This window comes from Massilia yuzhufengensis (assembly GCF_900112225.1).
GTDB classification, from domain to species: domain Bacteria; phylum Pseudomonadota; class Gammaproteobacteria; order Burkholderiales; family Burkholderiaceae_D; genus Telluria; species Telluria yuzhufengensis.
On sequence record NZ_FOLD01000005.1, the window covers coordinates 145,977 to 163,063 of the forward strand.

The 17,087-nt window shown below is 66.4% G+C and carries 9 protein-coding genes; 3 read left to right on the forward strand and 6 right to left on the reverse strand.

Translation table 11 applies throughout. The features are described from left to right. Nucleotides 1-4: 4 nt before the first annotated feature. Both BM031_RS06685 and BM031_RS06690 read right to left on the reverse strand, forming a co-directional pair. Nucleotides 5-1,636, reverse strand: a complete 1,632-nt coding sequence (locus BM031_RS06685; RefSeq protein WP_091872783.1) for an alpha-D-glucose phosphate-specific phosphoglucomutase — start codon at nucleotides 1,634-1,636, stop codon at nucleotides 5-7. A 92-nt stretch (nucleotides 1,637-1,728) separates the two neighbouring features. Next, the gene (locus BM031_RS06690; RefSeq protein WP_091872786.1) at nucleotides 1,729-3,066 is read right to left on the reverse strand and encodes an MFS transporter; all 1,338 of its coding nucleotides are present in this window, start codon (nucleotides 3,064-3,066) and stop codon (nucleotides 1,729-1,731) included. A gap of 217 nt (nucleotides 3,067-3,283) precedes the next feature. Between BM031_RS06690 and BM031_RS06695 the strand changes: the two genes are divergently transcribed. Beyond that, on the forward strand, nucleotides 3,284-4,177 hold the full coding sequence (locus BM031_RS06695) for an alpha/beta hydrolase (RefSeq protein ID WP_091872789.1): 894 nt from the start codon (nucleotides 3,284-3,286) through the stop codon (nucleotides 4,175-4,177). A 168-nt stretch (nucleotides 4,178-4,345) separates the two neighbouring features. Here the strand turns inward: BM031_RS06695 and BM031_RS06700 are convergent, their stop codons facing one another. The 3 genes from BM031_RS06700 to BM031_RS06710 all read right to left on the reverse strand — a co-directional run bounded on the left by BM031_RS06700 (nucleotide 4,346) and on the right by BM031_RS06710 (nucleotide 10,768). Beyond that, a complete protein-coding gene (locus tag BM031_RS06700; RefSeq protein WP_091872791.1) occupies nucleotides 4,346-6,130 on the reverse strand; it encodes a DEAD/DEAH box helicase in 1,785 nt (594 codons plus the stop codon). Nucleotides 6,131-6,291: 161 nt separating this feature from the next. Further along, nucleotides 6,292-7,803, reverse strand: coding sequence for a tryptophan halogenase family protein (locus tag BM031_RS06705; protein WP_091872794.1), 1,512 nt, complete (start codon nucleotides 7,801-7,803; stop codon nucleotides 6,292-6,294). An 85-nt stretch (nucleotides 7,804-7,888) separates the two neighbouring features. After that, entirely contained in the window at nucleotides 7,889-10,768 is a 2,880-nt protein-coding gene (locus tag BM031_RS06710; RefSeq protein WP_091872796.1) for a TonB-dependent receptor, read from the reverse strand. Between the two features lie 683 nt (nucleotides 10,769-11,451). Between BM031_RS06710 and BM031_RS06715 the strand changes: the two genes are divergently transcribed. Beyond that, nucleotides 11,452-13,173, forward strand: a complete 1,722-nt coding sequence (locus BM031_RS06715; RefSeq protein WP_229408672.1) for a glycoside hydrolase family 13 protein — start codon at nucleotides 11,452-11,454, stop codon at nucleotides 13,171-13,173. Next, nucleotides 13,170-16,070 (forward strand): MGH1-like glycoside hydrolase domain-containing protein, encoded by a 2,901-nt coding sequence (locus tag BM031_RS06720; RefSeq protein ID WP_091872799.1) that lies wholly within the window; start codon nucleotides 13,170-13,172, stop codon nucleotides 16,068-16,070. Before BM031_RS06715 ends, BM031_RS06720 begins: the two co-directional genes overlap by 4 nt. Here the strand turns inward: BM031_RS06720 and BM031_RS06725 are convergent. Continuing rightward, on the reverse strand, nucleotides 16,063-17,052 hold the full coding sequence (locus tag BM031_RS06725; RefSeq protein WP_091872802.1) for a diacylglycerol/lipid kinase family protein: 990 nt from the start codon (nucleotides 17,050-17,052) through the stop codon (nucleotides 16,063-16,065). The genes BM031_RS06720 and BM031_RS06725 overlap by 8 nt on opposite strands. Nucleotides 17,053-17,087 lie beyond the last annotated feature (35 nt).

Here is a 17,087-nt window from a genome sequence, read left to right on the forward strand (position 1 = left end):
AGGGTCAGGTGACGACGGTCGGGCGGTCGCGGCCGGTGCGCTGGCGCAGGCCGGACACGCTGTCGGCGATGGCAATGAGTTCGGACAGGGCGTACTGGGTGTCGATGTCGTGGCGCGCCGGGTCGGCCTCGTAGCGTTCGAGGTAGAGGCGGACGGTCGCACCTTCGGTGCCGGTGCCGGACAGGCGGAACACGATGCGCGAGCCGTCCGCCATGACGATGCGGATGCCCTGGCGCGTCGCCACCGAATGGTCGACCGGGTCGGTATACGCGAAATCGTCGGCCAGCGCCACGCGGAAGCTGCCGAACACCTGGCCGGCCAGTGCCGGCAGTTGCGCGCGCAGCGCCGCCATCATGGCGTCGGCGGCAGCGGCATCCACCGCCTCGTAGTCGTGGCGCGAATAATAGTTGCGGCCGAAACGGGCCCAGTGCTCGCGCACGATCTCGCCCACCGGCTTGCCGCGCACGGCCAGCAGGTTGAGCCAGAACAGCACGGCCCACAGGCCGTCCTTTTCGCGGATGTGGTGCGAACCGGTGCCGTAGCTTTCTTCGCCGCACAGCGTCACCAGCTCGGCGTCCATCAGGTTGCCGAAGTACTTCCAGCCGGTGGGGGTCTCGAAGCAGGAGATGCCGAGGGCCTCGGCCACGCGGTCGGCCGCCGTCGACGTCGGCATCGAGCGTGCGATGCCCTGGACACCGCCCGCGTAGCCCGGCGCCACGGTGGCGTTGGCGGCGATGATGGCCAGGCTGTCCGATGGTGTGACCGCCAGCCTGCGGCCGACGATCATGTTGCGGTCGCCGTCGCCGTCCGAGGCGGCGCCGAAGTCCGGGGCGCCGGGTCCGTCCATGCAGGCGATGAGTTCGGCCGCGTTGACCGGGTTCGGGTCCGGATGGCCGCCGCCGAAATCTTCCAGTGGCTCGCCATTGACGACGGTGCCTGCCGGGGCTCCGAGCATGCCTTCGAGGATGGTCGTGGCGTAGGGACCGGAGACGGCGTGCATGGCGTCGAAGCGCATGCGGAAGCCGCCGGCGAACAGGGCGCGGATTGCAGCGAAGTCGAACAGGCGCGCCATCAGTTCGGCGTAGTCGGCGACCGGGTCGATGATCTCGACGGCCATGCCGTCGAGCTGGGTGCTGCCCAGCTGGTCGAGGTCGACCGGTCCGGCGTCGCTGATGCGGTAGTGCGTGAGCGCCTGCGTGTTGGCGAACATCGCTTCGGTGAGGGTTTCCGGCGCCGGGCCGCCGTTGCCGATGTTGTACTTGATGCCGAAGTCGCCGTCCGGTCCGCCCGGATTATGGCTGGCAGACAGTACGATGCCGCCAAACGCGGCGTGCTTGCGGATCACGCAGCTCACGGCCGGCGTGGAGAGGATGCCGCCGCGTCCCACCAGCACCCGCTGCACGCCATGGGCCGCGGCCATCCGCAGGATGGTCTGGATCGCGCCGCGGTTGAAATAGCGGCCGTCGCCGCCGACGACCAGGGTGCGGCCTGCGCCCTCGCCCAGGGTCAGGAAGATCGCTTCGACGAAATTCTCGAGGTAGCCCGGTTGCAGGAATTCGGTGACCTTCTTGCGCAGGCCCGAGGTGCCGGGCCGCTGCCCGGCAAAGGGCGTGGTCGGAATGGTCTGGATACTCATGCTTCGCTCCTGTCGTGATCGCGTGGTGCTACATCGTCCGATGTTGGCAAAACCTTACGATACGACAGGCGCGAAATCATTGGCGCGCGGGCTTAGGCGGATGCCTTTACCGGCGCTGCGCGGTCGCTGACGAACAGGGTCAGCACGGCCGCGACCAGCATGCAGGCGCCGCCCAGCATCAGGGTCAGCACCGTGTGGCCGCCGAAGAAATGCTTGGTCACGCCGCCCAGCAGCAGGCCGCTGCAGATCTGCGGGATCACGACGAAGAAGTTGAACAGGCCCATGAAGTAACCCATGCGCTTGGCCGGCAGCGAACCGGCCAGGATGGCGTAGGGCATGGTCAGGATCGAGGCCCAGGCCAGGCCGACGCCGATCATCGGGACCATCAGCGTGTGCTTGTCGGTGATGAAGTAGATGCTGGCCAGGCTCAGCCCCCCGATGGCCAGGCAAGTGGCGTGCACGGTCTTGCGGCTGGTGGCGCGCGCGAAAATCGGCAGGATGAAGGCGGCCAGCGCCGAGACGCCGCTGTAGACCGCGAACATGATGCCGACCCAGCTGCCGGCGGCCTGGAAGCTCGACGATTGCGCGTCGGTCGTGCCGAACACATTGTCGGCGATGGCCGAGCCGGTGTAGATCCACATCGCGAACAGCGCGATCCAGGTGAAGAACTGCACGAAGGCCAGCTGCACCATGGTTTTCGGCATCTTGGCGAAGCCGCCGAGGATCTCGGCCAGTGCCACGCTGAAGCTGCGGGCGTGCTTGCGCTCGGCGTTGAAGGCCTCCATGTCGGGCGGCGGCAGTTCGTCGGCGCTGACCACGGTCCAGAGCACGGCCAGGAAGAAGATCGCGCCACCGGCATAGAACGAATAGCGCACGGTGTCCGGGATCAGGCCGCCCACGGCTTCATTCGACACGCCCATCGATTCGAAGAAGGTCGGCAGCAGCGAAGCGATCACCGCGCCGCAGCCGATGAAGAAGGTCTGCATCGCGTAGCCGGCGGTCTGCTGCGAGGTATCGAGCTTGTCGCCGACAAAGGCGCGGAACGGCTCCATCGACACGTTGATGGCGGCGTCCATCAGCCACAGCACGGCCACCGCCATCCACAGGGCGGCGGAGTTCGGCATCAGGAACAGCGCGATGGCCGCCAGCACGGCGCCGATGAAGAAGAACGGGCGGCGCCGGCCCCACTTCGGGTGCCAGGTGTTGTCGCTCAGGTAGCCGATGATGGGTTGGACCAGCAGGCCGGTGACGGGCGCGGCCAGCCAGTACAGCGCGAGGTTGTCGGGGTCGGCGCCGAGCGTCGAGAAGATGCGGCTGGTGTTGGCGTTTTGCAGTGCGAAGCCGAACTGGATGCCGAAGAAGCCGAAGCTCATGTTCCAGAGCTGCCAGAACGACAGGCGCGGCTTGAGCGTGCCAGTGTGCATATCCATGTGTGTCCCCAATCTGGCCCGGGACAAGTGCCGGGCTCTCTCGTGTGATGGCGGTAGGCCGACGCAGCCGGCCCACCCTAATCTGTAGCAAAATAACATGGCGATTTCTGAGTGTCAATCGAAGAGCCTCCATAGTAGAATCGACACCACAGCGGTGGCCGAATATCCCGCCTCTGTAGTCAAACAACATAAGAATGCCTGCCAAAGGAGACAATGCATGCGCCTGTTCCGCTCCCCTGCCACCCCCTTCATCGTGGCCGCCCTGGCCGCCTCCCCTGCCGCGCCGGCCGCGGACAAGCCCGAGCCGGCCAAAGCCTCGACCGCGCTGCCGGGCGTGAGCCTGCTCGGCGCACCGCTGGACATGCCGGGACTGGAGCGCAAGCGCCAGCTGCGCCTGTACCTGCCGCCGGGTTATGCGACGTCCGGCAAGCGCTACCCGGTACTCTACATGCACGACGGCCAGAACCTGTTCGACGTGGCCACCGCCTATGCCGGCGAATGGCAGGTCGACGAGACGCTCGACGCGCTGGCCAGGGAAGGCAAGCTGGAACTGATCGTGGTCGGCATCGACAACGGCGGCGAGAAGCGCATGACGGAACTGAACGCCTGGGACAGCAAGCGCTTCGGTGCGGCCGAGGGCCGCGAATACACCGACTTCGTGGTCAAGACCGTCAAGCCGCTGGTCGACCGCAGCTACCGCACCCTGCCCGGCCGCGAGCACACCGCCATCATGGGCAGCTCGATGGGCGGCCTGGCCTCGCACTACGCGCTGGCGCAGTACCCGCAGGTGTTCAGCAAGGCCGGCGTGTTCTCGCCGGCCTACTGGACGGCGCAGCCGTCGTTCGCCTTCGTGGCCGGCAGACCGGCGCCGAAGGATGCGCGGGTGTTCATGCTGATGGGGGAGAAGGAAGGCCCGGAGATGGTGGCCGATGTGAAGCGCATGGCGGAGGTGGTGCAGAAGAGCGGGCACCCGGCGGCAAACACGCGGCTCAAGATCGTGCCGGGGGCGGAGCACAATGAGAAGTTCTGGGCGGGGGAATTGCGGGAGGCGTTGTTGTGGATGTTTGCGCCGGTGGATACGACGCTTGCGAGCAGCCACAAACAGACTTAATTTAGTTAACACGTCGTTCCGGCGCAGGCCGGAACCTAATTTTCGCGAGCAGTGGTTACATCGAGCGATAGCTGCAGCGCATGCAAAATTGGGTCCCGGCCTGCGCCGGGACGACGGGGCATCGGTACGTAGCCGAAACTACGCAGCCGATACCGATCAATCAAACAATCAACCCTTACGATGCGGCTTCTTCGTCCCCGCCTTCGTAAAGCTCTTCTTCTTCGGCGCCGACGGCGCCGACGGTTCTTCGCCGTCGCGGGTCATGTTCAGCTGCTGGCCCGCCACCCACACGGTTTTCAGGTGGCTGATCAGGTCAGGCGGCATGTCGTCCGGCAGGTCGAGCGTGCTGAAATCGTCGTAGATCTCGATGCGGCCAATGTACTTCGACGGGATGTTGCCCTCGTTGGCGATGGCGCCGACGATGTTGCCTGGCTTGACGCCGTGCTGGTGGCCCACCTCGATGCGGAAGGTGGCCATGCCCGGTTCCGACTCGCGCACCACGCGTTCCTTCTTGAACGGCACGGTATCACGCGATTCGCGCGACTCGCGCGGCTCGCGCACCGGACGCGCCGGACGCTCTTCCCAGGCGCCCGATTCGCGCGGCGCAAAGTCGGCGCGCGGTTCGCGGTCCGGCTTCTCGATCAGCAGCGGCACGTCGCCGCGGCCCAGCTTGGCCAGCGCGGCGGCGATGTCGACCGCCGGCACGTTCTGTTCGCGCTCGTACTCTTCGATCAGCGAGCGGTACATATCCAGGCCGCCGGCGGCCAGCATCTCGGTGATCTGGTCCTTGAACTTGGCGATACGCACGTCGTTCACCGCCTTCACGGTCGGCAGGGTCAGCTGCGAGACCGGCTGGCGGGTGGCGCGCTCGATGGCCTTGAGCAGGCTGCGCTCGCGCGGGGTGATGAACAGGATGGCGTCGCCGCTGCGGCCAGCGCGGCCGGTACGGCCGATGCGGTGGGTGTAGCTTTCCGGGTCCGACGGCACGTCGTAGTTGATCACGTGGCTGATGCGCTCCACGTCCAGGCCGCGGGCGGCGACGTCGGTCGCCACCAGGATGTCGATCTTGCCGTTCTTGAGCTGCTCGATGGTGCGTTCGCGCGCCTGCTGGGCCATGTCGCCATTGATGGCCACGGCCGCGAAACCGCGCGCCTGCAGCTTGGTCGCCAGTTCTTCGGTGCCCAGCTTGGTGCGGGCGAAGATGATCATGCCGTCGAAAGGCTCGGCTTCCAGGATGCGGGTCAGCGCTTCGAGCTTCTGCATGCCCGACACCAGCCAGTAGCGCTGGGTGATGTTCTCGGCGGTGCCGGTCTTGGCCGCCACGGTGACTTCCTGCGGGTCGCGCAGGTAGGTTTTCGCGATGCGCTTGATCGCCGGCGGCATGGTGGCCGAGAACAGCGTGGTCTGGCGTTCGGCCGGGGTCTTTTTCAGGATCTGCTCGACGTCGTCGATGAAGCCCATCCGCAGCATTTCATCGGCCTCGTCCAGCACCAGGGTCTTGAGCCTGGACAGGTCGAGCGAGCCTTTCTCGAGGTGGTCGATGACGCGGCCCGGGGTGCCGACGATGACGTGCACGCCGCGGCGCAGCGCCTGCAGCTGCGGGCCGTAGCTCTGGCCGCCGTAGATCGGCAGTACGTGGAAGCCCTTGATGTGGGCGGCGTAGGTCTGGAAGGCCTCGGCCACCTGGATCGCCAGCTCGCGCGTCGGCGCCAGCACCAGCGCCTGGGGCGTGGCCTGCTTGATGTCGAGGTTCGACAGGATCGGCAGCGCGAAGGCGGCGGTCTTGCCGGTGCCGGTCTGGGCCTGCCCGAGCACGTCGCGGTTGCTCAGCAGCAGCGGGATGGTTGCAGCCTGGATCGGCGACGGCGCTTCGTAGCCGACATCCTTCAGTGCCTTGAGGACGGGCGCGGAGAGGTTCAGGTCGGAAAACGTCGGGAGGGGGGTGTCAGACATGTTAAAGCTTTCAGAATTGATACTAAACCGACAGTTTACTCTTTCGGAGGAAGACGGCGGGCACTATTTGGAACGGGCTCGATTTTTTGCCTATCGGAAACCCAAAAGAAACGGCCCCATGCGCCATTCACGCATGGGGCCGCTGGATGCTGCTGCGCGCGCTACATCTTCTTCGCCGCGCAGGTTTTCGCGATGTAGTCGCGATGCGAAGGCATCACGTTCACGCACTTGGCGATCACGTCGCGCACGCCGCCGAGATAGTCGGCGATGTCGCTTTCCGACTGCGTATCGGCCAGCGGGTGGTAGCCCTCGATCGGCATGTTCTGCCCTTCGAAGACCTGGATCCACGCCACTTCCGAGAACAGTTCGTTGTCGACCCGGACCACGCGGCCGTGGGTGCGGTACAGGTCCATCTTGTGCTGCAGCGTCTCGGGAATGGCCATGTTGGCGCACGCCGTCCAGTAGGCTGAATCGGACCGCTGGTTCAGCTTGTAGTGCAGGATGATGAAGTCGCGGATGCGCTCGTATTCGAAGCGCGACTGGCGATTGAATTCATCGCGCACGATGGTGCTGAAGCCGCGGTCCGGGAAGAAGTCGACCAGGCGCTGGATGGTCGACTGGATCAGGTGGATGCTGGTCGACTCGATCGGCTCCAGGAAGCCGCTGGCCAGGCCGATGGCGACCACGTTGCGGTTCCACGACTGCTTGCGCATGCCGGTCTGGAACTTGATCAGGCGCGGTTCGGCCAGCGCTCGGCCGTCCAAATTGGCCAGCAGCGTGCTGGCCGCTTCGTCGTCGCTGATGAAGCGGCTGCAGTAGACGTGGCCGTTGCCGGTGCGATGCTGCAGCGGGATGCGCCACTGCCAGCCGGATTGGTGGGCGGTGGCGCGGGTATACGGGGTCATGGCGGCCACCGATTCGCAGGGCACGGCCAGCGCGCGGTCGGCCGGCAGCCAGTGGGTCCAGTCCTCGTAGCCGGTTTGCAGGGTCTGCTCGATCAGCAGGCCGCGGAAACCCGAGCAGTCGATGAACAGTTCGCCCTCGACGCGCGCGCCGCTTTCCAGCTCGATGGCGTCGATGAAGCCGTCGCTTTCGCGCTGGGTGGCGCGGGTGATCTTGCCTTCGATGCGCACCACGCCGCGCGACTCGGCCAGCTTGCGCAGGTATTTTGCGTACAGGCTGGCGTCGAAGTGATAGGCGTAGGCGATGTCGCGCAGCGGCGAATTGGGCACGTCCATCCGCGGCGGCATGAATTTGTCGGCCTTGGCGGCCATGCGCGTGATCGAGTATTCCTCGAGCGGCGCGGCCTTGCCCGCGCGGCGCATGCGCTGCCAGTACTGGTCGAAGGGCAGCGTGGCCAGGTCCTGTCCCAGGCGCCCGAAGCCGTGCATGTAACGGTCGCCCAGCTTGCCCCAGTTGACGAACTCCACGCCGAGCTTGAAGCTGCCCTGGGTCTCGCGCATGAACTCGTTCTCGTCGATGCCGAGCACGCGGTTGAAGCGCTGGATCATCGGGATGGTCGCTTCGCCGACGCCGACGATGCCGATGTCGTCCGACTCCACCAGGCGGATGTTATAGCGGCCATTGAGCATGGTCGACAGCGCGGCGGCCGTCATCCAGCCGGCGGTGCCGCCGCCGACGATGACGATGTCCTTGATTGGTTCGTTGTGCATATGTGTTCGCCCGGAGGTCAAAAAAACGACCCCTGGCAGGCAGTTGCCCGGCAGGGGTCGTTACTTTACCGCAGTTCAGCTCAGCTTAGAACTTGTAGCTGGCGCCGAAGTGGTAGGTGCGGCCGTAGTCGACACGGTTGGTCGGGTTGTTCTCGTCGTCGGTGAACTCCAGGAACGGCTGGTTGTTCCAGTTCTGGGCCTGGGCAAACAGGCTCACGCCCTTCAGCCAGCCGCTCTGGATTTCGTACGAGGCCTGCAGGTCGACGATGGTCTCACCCTTGATGAAGGTGAGTTGTGCGTTGTCCTGGAAGTCCGAGACCTGGCCCAGGAAGCTCGAACGCTTGCGCGCCGCGGCGGCGATCTGGAAGCCGTTCTTCTCGTAGTACAGGCGCAGGTTGCTGACCTTGCGCGACAGGCCAGGCAGCGGAATGCTGACCGCGCTGCCGGTGACGTTGCCGAAACCTTCGCGCGGCAGGTCGATGCTGCTCTTGGTATCGGAGTGGTTCAGCATCACGCCGAAACCGTCCAGGTACTGGGACGCCATCGAGAACGGCAGGTTGATCGCCAGCTCGTAGCCACGCAGGTTGCCGCCGTCGCCGTTCATCGGCTGGGTGAAGCGGCCGATCGTCGAGCCGCCCGGTGGCAGCGTGGTTTCAGGCGAGATCGTCGACGCGAAGTCGTAGTCGCGGGCCATGCGGAAGATGTAGGTGTCGAGCTTCTTGTAGAACAGCGCGGCGCTGACATAGCCCTTGTTGCCGAAGTACTTCTCGTACGACAGGTCGAAGGCCTTGGCGCGGAACGGCTTGAGCTGTGGATTGCCGCCGCTGCTGGTCAGGACCGACACGCCCTGCTGGTTGCTCAGGGTGACGTTCTGGCCGGCGCGCAGGTCGTCCAGGTTGGCGCGCGAGACCACCTTGGCCAGGCCAAGGCGCACTTTTTGCTCGTTCTTCAGGTCGAAGGACAGGTTCAGGCTTGGCAGGACATCCCAGTACTTGTCGCCGGCGGCGACGCGCATGCCTGGGCAGGCGGTCGGGGTATTGCCGGTGCAACGGCCGCTGTCGACCTGGTAGCCACCGCCCATCTGATCGGTGTGGATCGCCTGGACGCCGGCGTTGCCGCGGTACGGCAGGCCGAACATCTCGCCTTCGAGGTCGCCCATGGCATAGACGGTCGAGATGCGTTCCTTGACGTCCCACCACTTGTTGAGGATGTCGGCGTCGACCTTCTCCGCGATCTCGTAGACGGTACCGAGCGAGCCGCGCGGGTCCCACGACACCACGTTGAAGCCCGAAGCGCCGGCCGGGGCGGTTTCGCTGCCCGGCACGTTCGCGGCGCCGGTCGGACTGCCGCCGATGACCATCAGGCGGCCGTCCTGGCCGGTGCGCTGCTTGTCGCGCGCGGTGAAGTTGTAGCCAAAGGTGGTGGCGACCACCGGGCCCCACTCGACGGCCTTCTTGGCGTTCAGGCGAATCGCCTTGACTTCGTCCTCGACGTAAGGCTGGCCGAGGTAGCCGGCCTGCGGCGATGCTGCGCCGCCGGACCAGCCCATGGTGTCGGTCAGCTTGACCGCGCCGCGGTCGGCGTAGTTGATGCCCGGGGTGTATTTGACTTCGGTGACGTTGGCGCCATTGAAGCCGCTGAACGCCAGCGTGTCCTGCTGGCTTGGCAGCGTGCCGGCGGTGGTCTCGTAACGCGAGCCCAGCTTGGTCGCCTTCGACCAGGTCAGGTCGGCCGAAGAGGTCCATTCGCCGAATTTCAGCTCGCTGTTCCAGCCGATGGTCTTGAGGTCGTCTTCCGCACCCTCGTAGTGGTTACGGACGACACCCTTCCAGTTGCCGATGGTGCCGCTGGTAGCGACGCCGTTGCTCACGACGGCGCTGGTCAGGACGTGCGGCAGCTCGTAGGCGCCGCCGGCATTGCCGGCCACGCCGGCTTCGAAACCGGTCTTCTTCAGGCCGGTTTCGCCAGCCGAGTAGAACACGTCGACGGTCGACTTGAAATTCTTGTTTGGACGGAATTGCAGCGAGGCGAAGGCGCCGTCGCGGTTGTGCGAATTCTGCTCGGTGTCGTAGCCGAAGCCGTTCGGCACCTTGACGGTGGCGCCGTTGTAGGTCATGTCCGCGGTGCCCCACGAATTGAACTTCGACTGGCCGCCGCCCATTTCTTCATAGCGGGTGAAGCCCACGGCCACGCCGATGGTGCGGTTGGCGAACTGGTCGACGTAGGAAAGGGTGTAGCGGTCGCCGTCGCCTTCCGGCAGGCCGTCGCGCTGCTTGACGCCCAGGCGGCTCTTCTTGACGCTGACGGCGACGGTGCGCTTGCCGAAGTCGAGCGGCTGCACGGTGCGCAGGTCGATGGTCGAGGCCAGGCCCTGGCCGACGACGCTCGCGTCCGGGGTCTTGTAGATGACGATGGAACCCATCAGTTCGGCCGGGAACAGGTCGAATTCAGGCGAGCGGGCATTGCCGGTCGAGGCCATTTCGCGGCCGTTGAGCAGGGTGCCGTTGAAGCTTGGCGACAGGCCGCGCACCGAGATGTCCGATGCCTTGCCCGAGCTGCGGCCGCGCTGGGCCGAGACGCCCGGCAGGCGCGAGATCGACTCGGCCACGCTCTGGTCAGGCAGCTTGCCGATGTCTTCGGCCGAAATGGCTTCGACGATCGAGCTGGAATTCTTCTTGATCGAGATGGCCGCTTCGATGCCGCGGCGGATGCCGGTCACCTGGACGGTGGCCACGCCTGGCGTCGCACCGGGCGGCGTCGGCTCGGCGGCAGCGGCTGCCTGCTGGGCGGACGCTGGCGCGGTGGCGACGCTCGACGTGGCGCTGGTGGTGGTGTCCTGTTCGGTGGTTTGCGCGTAGGCGCTACCCGCGAGAACGGACAGGAAGACTGCGCAGCCGGCAGCGACCGGGCTCAGTTGGAATGCGATGCGGGCCGAGGCGGCGCGCTTGGTTGCGAAGATTTTCATTTGTCCCCTCAATAAAGACCAATAATTATTTCCCGAAACTACAGCGCGTCAGGCACCGCCACAGCAGCCTCAAGCAAACGATTTAGACGTTCTGCAAAGGATTCTGTATTAAAACTAGATGCACTGTCAACGGGAGTTGCTTGTTACTACGATAATGGCATGTTTTTCCGAAAATCCAGAGGAGCACACGGGTTTTGCGTTGTATTTGAGCTACAGGAAGGCATACCGACACCTGTAGTACGACTACAAATGCTCGTTTTGATTGCAAAACAACCTCAAATTGCACCATCTTGGTGCAAGGCTGACAGTGACGCCGGTGAGCGGCCGGGAGGGGTTGCCGAGCATCGCCACCAAAACCTGTACTTTGACTAGATGCGACGGCCGGATGTTGGTTTGTGCGACAAACACGTTCCGTAGTATTCTTCAGGCAACACAACTAAGCGCGGCTGTTCCTGCGACGTCTGGCCTGGCACATATGCTGTAGTCTGACTACGTATCCGTGCTCAGTGTGCTGGCTCGCGGCGCCGCCAGCCCCACAGATCCCATGAGACAGCTCCTCGCCAGCATCCTGATCGGCAGCGCCGCACTTGCGCCCCACGCCGCCCTCGCCCAATCCCCCGCCATCGCCCATATGGAGCCCCCGTTCTGGTGGGCCGGGATGCAGCACAAGGCGCTGCAAACTGATGGTGCATGGCGAGCGCATCGCCGACCTCGAACCGGCCCTCTCCTACCCCGGCGTGCGCATCGCCTCGGTCACCAGGGTCCCGAGCAGGAACTACCTGTTCATCGACCTGGCGATCGGCGCCGACGCGCAGCCCGGCAAGTTCGACATCCTGTTCCAGGGCGCCGGACGCCAGGCCAGCTACCGCTACGAACTGCGCGCGCGCGAACCCGGTTCGGCCGGACGCCAGGGCTTTGCCAGCCGCGACGCCATCTACCAGGTGATGCCGGACCGCTTCGCCAATGGCGACCCGTCCAACGACAGCACGCCCGACACGCTGGAAAAGGCCAACCGCGCCAACGGCTCGGGGCGCCATGGCGGCGACATCGCCGGCATCATCGGGCGCCTCGACTACATCCGCGACCTCGGCTTCACCCAGCTGTGGCCGACCCCGCTGGTCGAGAACAATATGCCGGCCTATTCCTACCATGGCTACGCGGCGACCGACCACTACCGCATCGACCCGCGCTACGGCAGCAACGAGGACTTCCGCCGCCTGTCGCAGGAGGCGAAAAAACGCGGCATCGGCCTGATCCAGGACGTGGTGCTGTCGCACATCGGCAGCGGTCACTGGTGGATGAAGGACCTGCCGGCGCCGGACTGGGTCAACTACGGCAAGTTCGTGCCGACCCACCACCACCGCACCGCGGTGCAGGACCCGTACGCATCGAAGGAAGACGCCGACAACTTCACGCGCGGCTGGTTCGTCGAGAGCATGCCCGACCTGAACCAGTCCAACCCGCTGGTGGCGAACTATCTTATCCAGAACAACATCTGGTGGATCGAGTACGCCGGCCTGTCCGGCCTGCGCATCGACACCTTCGGCTATTCGGACAGCGCCTTCCTGTCCGAGTACACCCGGCGCGTGATGGGGGAATACCCGAAGCTGAACATGGTCGGCGAAGAATGGAGCAAGCTGCCCACCGTGGTGGCGCGCTGGCAGCGCGGCAAGCAGAACTTCGACGGCTACCAGGCCGCGACCCCAAGCATGATGGACTTCCCGCTGGCGGAAAGCATGCGCAGCGCGCTGGCCGATACCAAAGGCCACAACATCTTCGGCGACGTGTATGAAACCCTGTCGCTCGACTACCTGTACCCGGAACCGGGCAACCTGGTGCTGTTCGCGGACAACCACGACATGTCGCGCATCTGGAGCGTGGCCGGGGAAGACTTCGACCGCTACCGCATGGGCCTCGTGTTCCTGATGACGATGCCGCGCATCCCGCAGTTCTACGTGGGCGACGAGATCCTGATGACCAGCGCCACCAGGGAACGCAACGACGTCAGCTACCGCAGCGACTTCCCGGGCGGCTGGGCCGGCGACAAGGTCGATGCCTTCGCGGGCAAGGGGTTAAGCGCGCAGCAGCGCGCGGCCCAGGAGCTGGTGCGCAAGCTGGCCAACTGGCGCAAGGGCCAGCCGGTGATCCACCATGGGAAACTGATGCACTTCGGCCCGCGCGACAATACGTACGTCTACTTCCGCTACGACGGCAGCAGGAAGGTGCTGGTCGCTTTCAACAACAACCCGAAGGAGATGGTGCTGGGCACCCGGCGCTTCCGCGAGATGCTCGACGGCGTGGCCGGCGGCGTCGATGTCCTGAGCGGCAAGCGCTTCGAGCTGGGCAAGGAATTGCGCCTGCCGGCCAAGGCGAGCGTGATCCTCGAACTGGAGCGCGCCTTATGAAGCGCCGTCTGCTGGCCACGGCCGCCCTCCTCGCCAGCCTGGCTGCCGGCGCACAGGAAGGACCGGCCAGGGAACTGTATATCCGCGGCGCCTTTAACGGCTGGGGCACCGACAACGCCCTGGCCCACCAGGGCAAGGGGCTGTACCAGGCCGACATCCTGGTCAGCCCCGGCAACCACGCGTTCAAGGTGGGCAGCCGCGACTGGAGCGACGAATGGGTGGCGGACACTAATAAGAGCATCACGGTGGCGCCGGGCACGCCCTACCGGCTCGCGACCCAGGCCGGCCCGGAAGACTACTTGTTCGTGCGCCAGACCGGCACCTACCGCTTCACGGTGGACGCCTCGAACCCTGCCGCGCCGGTACTGCGCGTGGCGCGCCTGGAGACGCCGCAGGCAGCGCGCAGCGCAGATCCGCATGCCGGGCGCGAGGCCGTGGCCGCACTCACCTGGCCAACCTGGGACGGCAAGCAGGAAACGGCGCGCTTCTCCTCGCCCGACGCTGCCGCCACCCTGCGCCGCTACGCCCACTCCACCACCCTGGCCCTGCGCGACCCGGGCCCGCAGCATAGCGACTACGCCGAGCAGGACGGCCTGCCGCGCGTGCGCAGCGGTAACCTGGCCTTCGATGCGCTGTTCGCGCTGGCCGGCGCCGAGATGCGCCTCGATGCGGTGAGCGAGATCCGCGACGGCAACTACAACGGCGGCGCGGCGATCCCCTGCGCTTGCTTCGCCACCGGCGAGAAGTGGCACTACGTGTGGACGCGCGACCTGTCGTATGCGGCCGACCTGGGCCTGGCCCTGCTCGACCCGCAGCGGGTGCGCAATTCGCTCGAGTTCAAGCTCTCCGGCTGGCGCAAGGGCGTCGATATCGCGCCGCAGGTGGCCGGCACGCGGGACGGCCTGCAGATCGTGCAGGACACCGGCAGCGGCGGCAGCTGGCCGGTGAGCACCGACCGCGTCACCTGGGCCTTCGCGGCCGAGGAAGTGCTGCGCACCCTGCCCCCTGGCGAGCGCACGCCGTTCGCGCAACGCGCGCTGCAGGCGCTGTCGAACACGATCGAGAACGACCGCATCGCGGCCTTCGACCCCAGGAGCGGCCTGTATATGGGCGAGCAATCCTTCCTCGACTGGCGCGACCAGAGCTACGCGGCCTGGATCCCGGCCCACCTGGCCTACATGTCGACCTCGAAATCGCTGTCGACCAACGCCGGCCACCACAAGGCGCTGAGCCTGGCGGCCAACCTGGCGCGCGAGCATGGCGACGCCGCCCTTGCGCGCCGCTATGCAGGCTGGGCGACCCAGCTGAAAAGCGCCATCAACAAGGAGCTGTGGCTGGAAGACGCCGGCATGTACAGCAGCCTCGCGGCCGGCCACCAGGACGGCGCGGCCATGCACAAGTTCGACTGGCTCGGGCAGTCGCTGGCCATCCTGGGCGGCATCGCCAGCGACAAGCAGGCAGCCTCGATCCTGGCGCGCTACCCGCATGGCCCGATGGGCGCGCCGGTGATCTGGCCGCAGCAGCCGGGCATGCCGGTGTATCACAACCGCGCCCTGTGGCCCTTCGTGACGGCCTACGGCCTGCGCGCGGCGACCCGGGCCGGCAACGTGGCGGTGGCCGATGCGGCCTACGACTCGCTGCTGCGCGGCGCGGCCCTGAACATGTCGAACATGGAGAACCTCGAGTGGCTGTCCGGCCAGCCGCTGCTGCTGGACGAACGCAATCCTTCCCTGATCGGGCCGGTGATCAATTCGCGGCGCCAGCTGTGGTCGGTCGGCGCCTACCTCGGCATGGTGGTGGGCGAGGTGTTCGGGGTGTCGCTGCAGGATGGCGCGCTGCAGCTCAAGCCGTTCGTGACGGCCAAGCTGCGGCGCGAGATGTTCGGGGCCTCCAGCGAGATCGCCCTGCACGGCCTGCACCTGCAGGGCAAGCGCATCGACGTGCGCCTGCGCCTGCCTTCGGCCAGCCAGGACAACGGCGTCTACCAGGTCGAATCCATCCTCGTGAACGGCACGCGCAGCGGGGAGCGCGTGCCGCTGGCCCAGCTCCAGGACAGCAACCAGGTCGAGATCGTGCTTGGCAAGCTGGCGGCGGGCCAGCAGGGCATCCGCCGCGTGAACGCCGACCCGTATGCGGAGGGCGGCGCCACCTTCGGGCCGCGCGAACCCCTGCTCGCCGGGCTGCTGCATGGGCCCAAGGGGGTCAGCCTGCAGATCGCGGCGGGCGGCAATGAAGGCGATGTCACCTACAGCGTCTACCGCGACGGCAAGCGGGTGGCCGACGGCTTACGCGCGGGGAGCTGGACCGACCGCGGCGCGGGCGCCTTCGGCTGCTATGCCGTGCAAGCCTACTCCCCCGCCAGCGGCAACCGCAGCCACCACAGCATGCCGCGCTGCGTCGACGCCGGCATCGAGGTGGCCGTCACCGACCCGCGCACCAGCGCCAACCTCAAGCCAACGGGCCCGAACGCGCGCTTCGCCGCGCCGCGCCTGGAGGGCTGGGGCCAGCCGGGCGACCGCTACGCCGTCGATCGCATCACCGTGCCGGCCGCCGGCAACTACCAGGTGCAGCTGCGCTATCACAATGGCGCGAACCAGGTGAACCTGGGGATCAGCGGCGGCGTGAAGTGGCTGGCGGTCAAGGATGCGCGCGGCAAGGTGGTGGCGCAGGGCGTGGTGCAGCTGCCGCACGCCCCGCTGGCCAAGGCGGATACGCCGACCGTGTACTCGACGCCGCTGGCGGCAAGGCTGCAGGCGGGCCGCTACCGCATCGAGCTGGGCGACTTCTACAATATGAGCTACCTGGACAGTAACAGCAGCTTCAGCGCCGCCGGCGGGCTGGCCGGGCCCTCGAACCGCTTCGACCTCTACGGCGTGCGCCTGCTGCGGGTCAACTAGCCTCGTCGCCCTCGGGGACCGTGCGCGCTTGCTTGCGCGACGCCCCCTGCACCAGCAGCAGGAGCCGGCCTTCCAGCACCCGGAACTCGAGCGGCATCGCCATCTGCTCCACTTCGCCGTCGGTCGCGACCTTCATGCGCCGGCGTCCGTATACGGCCGGTGTGCGGACCGTCAGGCGCTTGAAGGCGAAGGCTTCGACGTCGTCGGCCTCGCCCAGCCGCCCCAGCATGCCGCGCACCAGCAGGCCGAGCAGGCCCAGCTTGCCCATCGGGCGCGGCGCGATGGCGACCAGCTGGCCATCCTCCACCGCCTCGATCAGGCCGTCGCGCATCCCGACCTGCTCGAGCTGCAGGCGGTTGTTCCCGACGAACAGCGTGGTGGTGCGCAGGTGGCGTTCCTTGCCGTCGAGTTCCAGCGTGATGCGCAGGTGGCGGTGCGCGCGCAACCCGATCTTGATCGCCGAGAAGAAAGCGACCACGCGGCTGCGCCCGTACTGCTTCTTGTCGTGCTCGCGCTCTTCCAGCAGCCGCGGATAGAGGCCGACGCTGGCGTTGACGAGGAAGATCCGGTTGTTGAGCAGCCCCACCTGCACCGGCTGCAATTTGGCGCGCAGCATCGCATACACCGCCTCGGCCAGGTCTTCGGGAATACCGTGGGTGCGGCCGAAATAATTGAAGGTGCCTTGCGGCAGGACGCCGAACGGGCAGCCGGCCAGCACCGCCTCGTGGGCGACGGTGTTGATGGTGCCGTCGCCGCCCGCCGCCACCAGGGTGCCGCCGGCGTCCACCGCGCGCGCCGCCATGCTGCGCGCGGTCGCCTGCAGCTGCTCCGGGTCCTCGACCACCTCCAGGTGGCAGCTCCGACCGGCGCCGCGCAATACCTCTTCGATGGTCGAACGCCGCAGCTCGGTCTCGGAATGGCCCGAGCCGGCGTTCATGACAATGAAGAATGGGGTATCGGGGCGCGGCTCGGTGGTCGGCATCAGGGGCTCGTGTTATCGGATGGTCAAGTTTTACC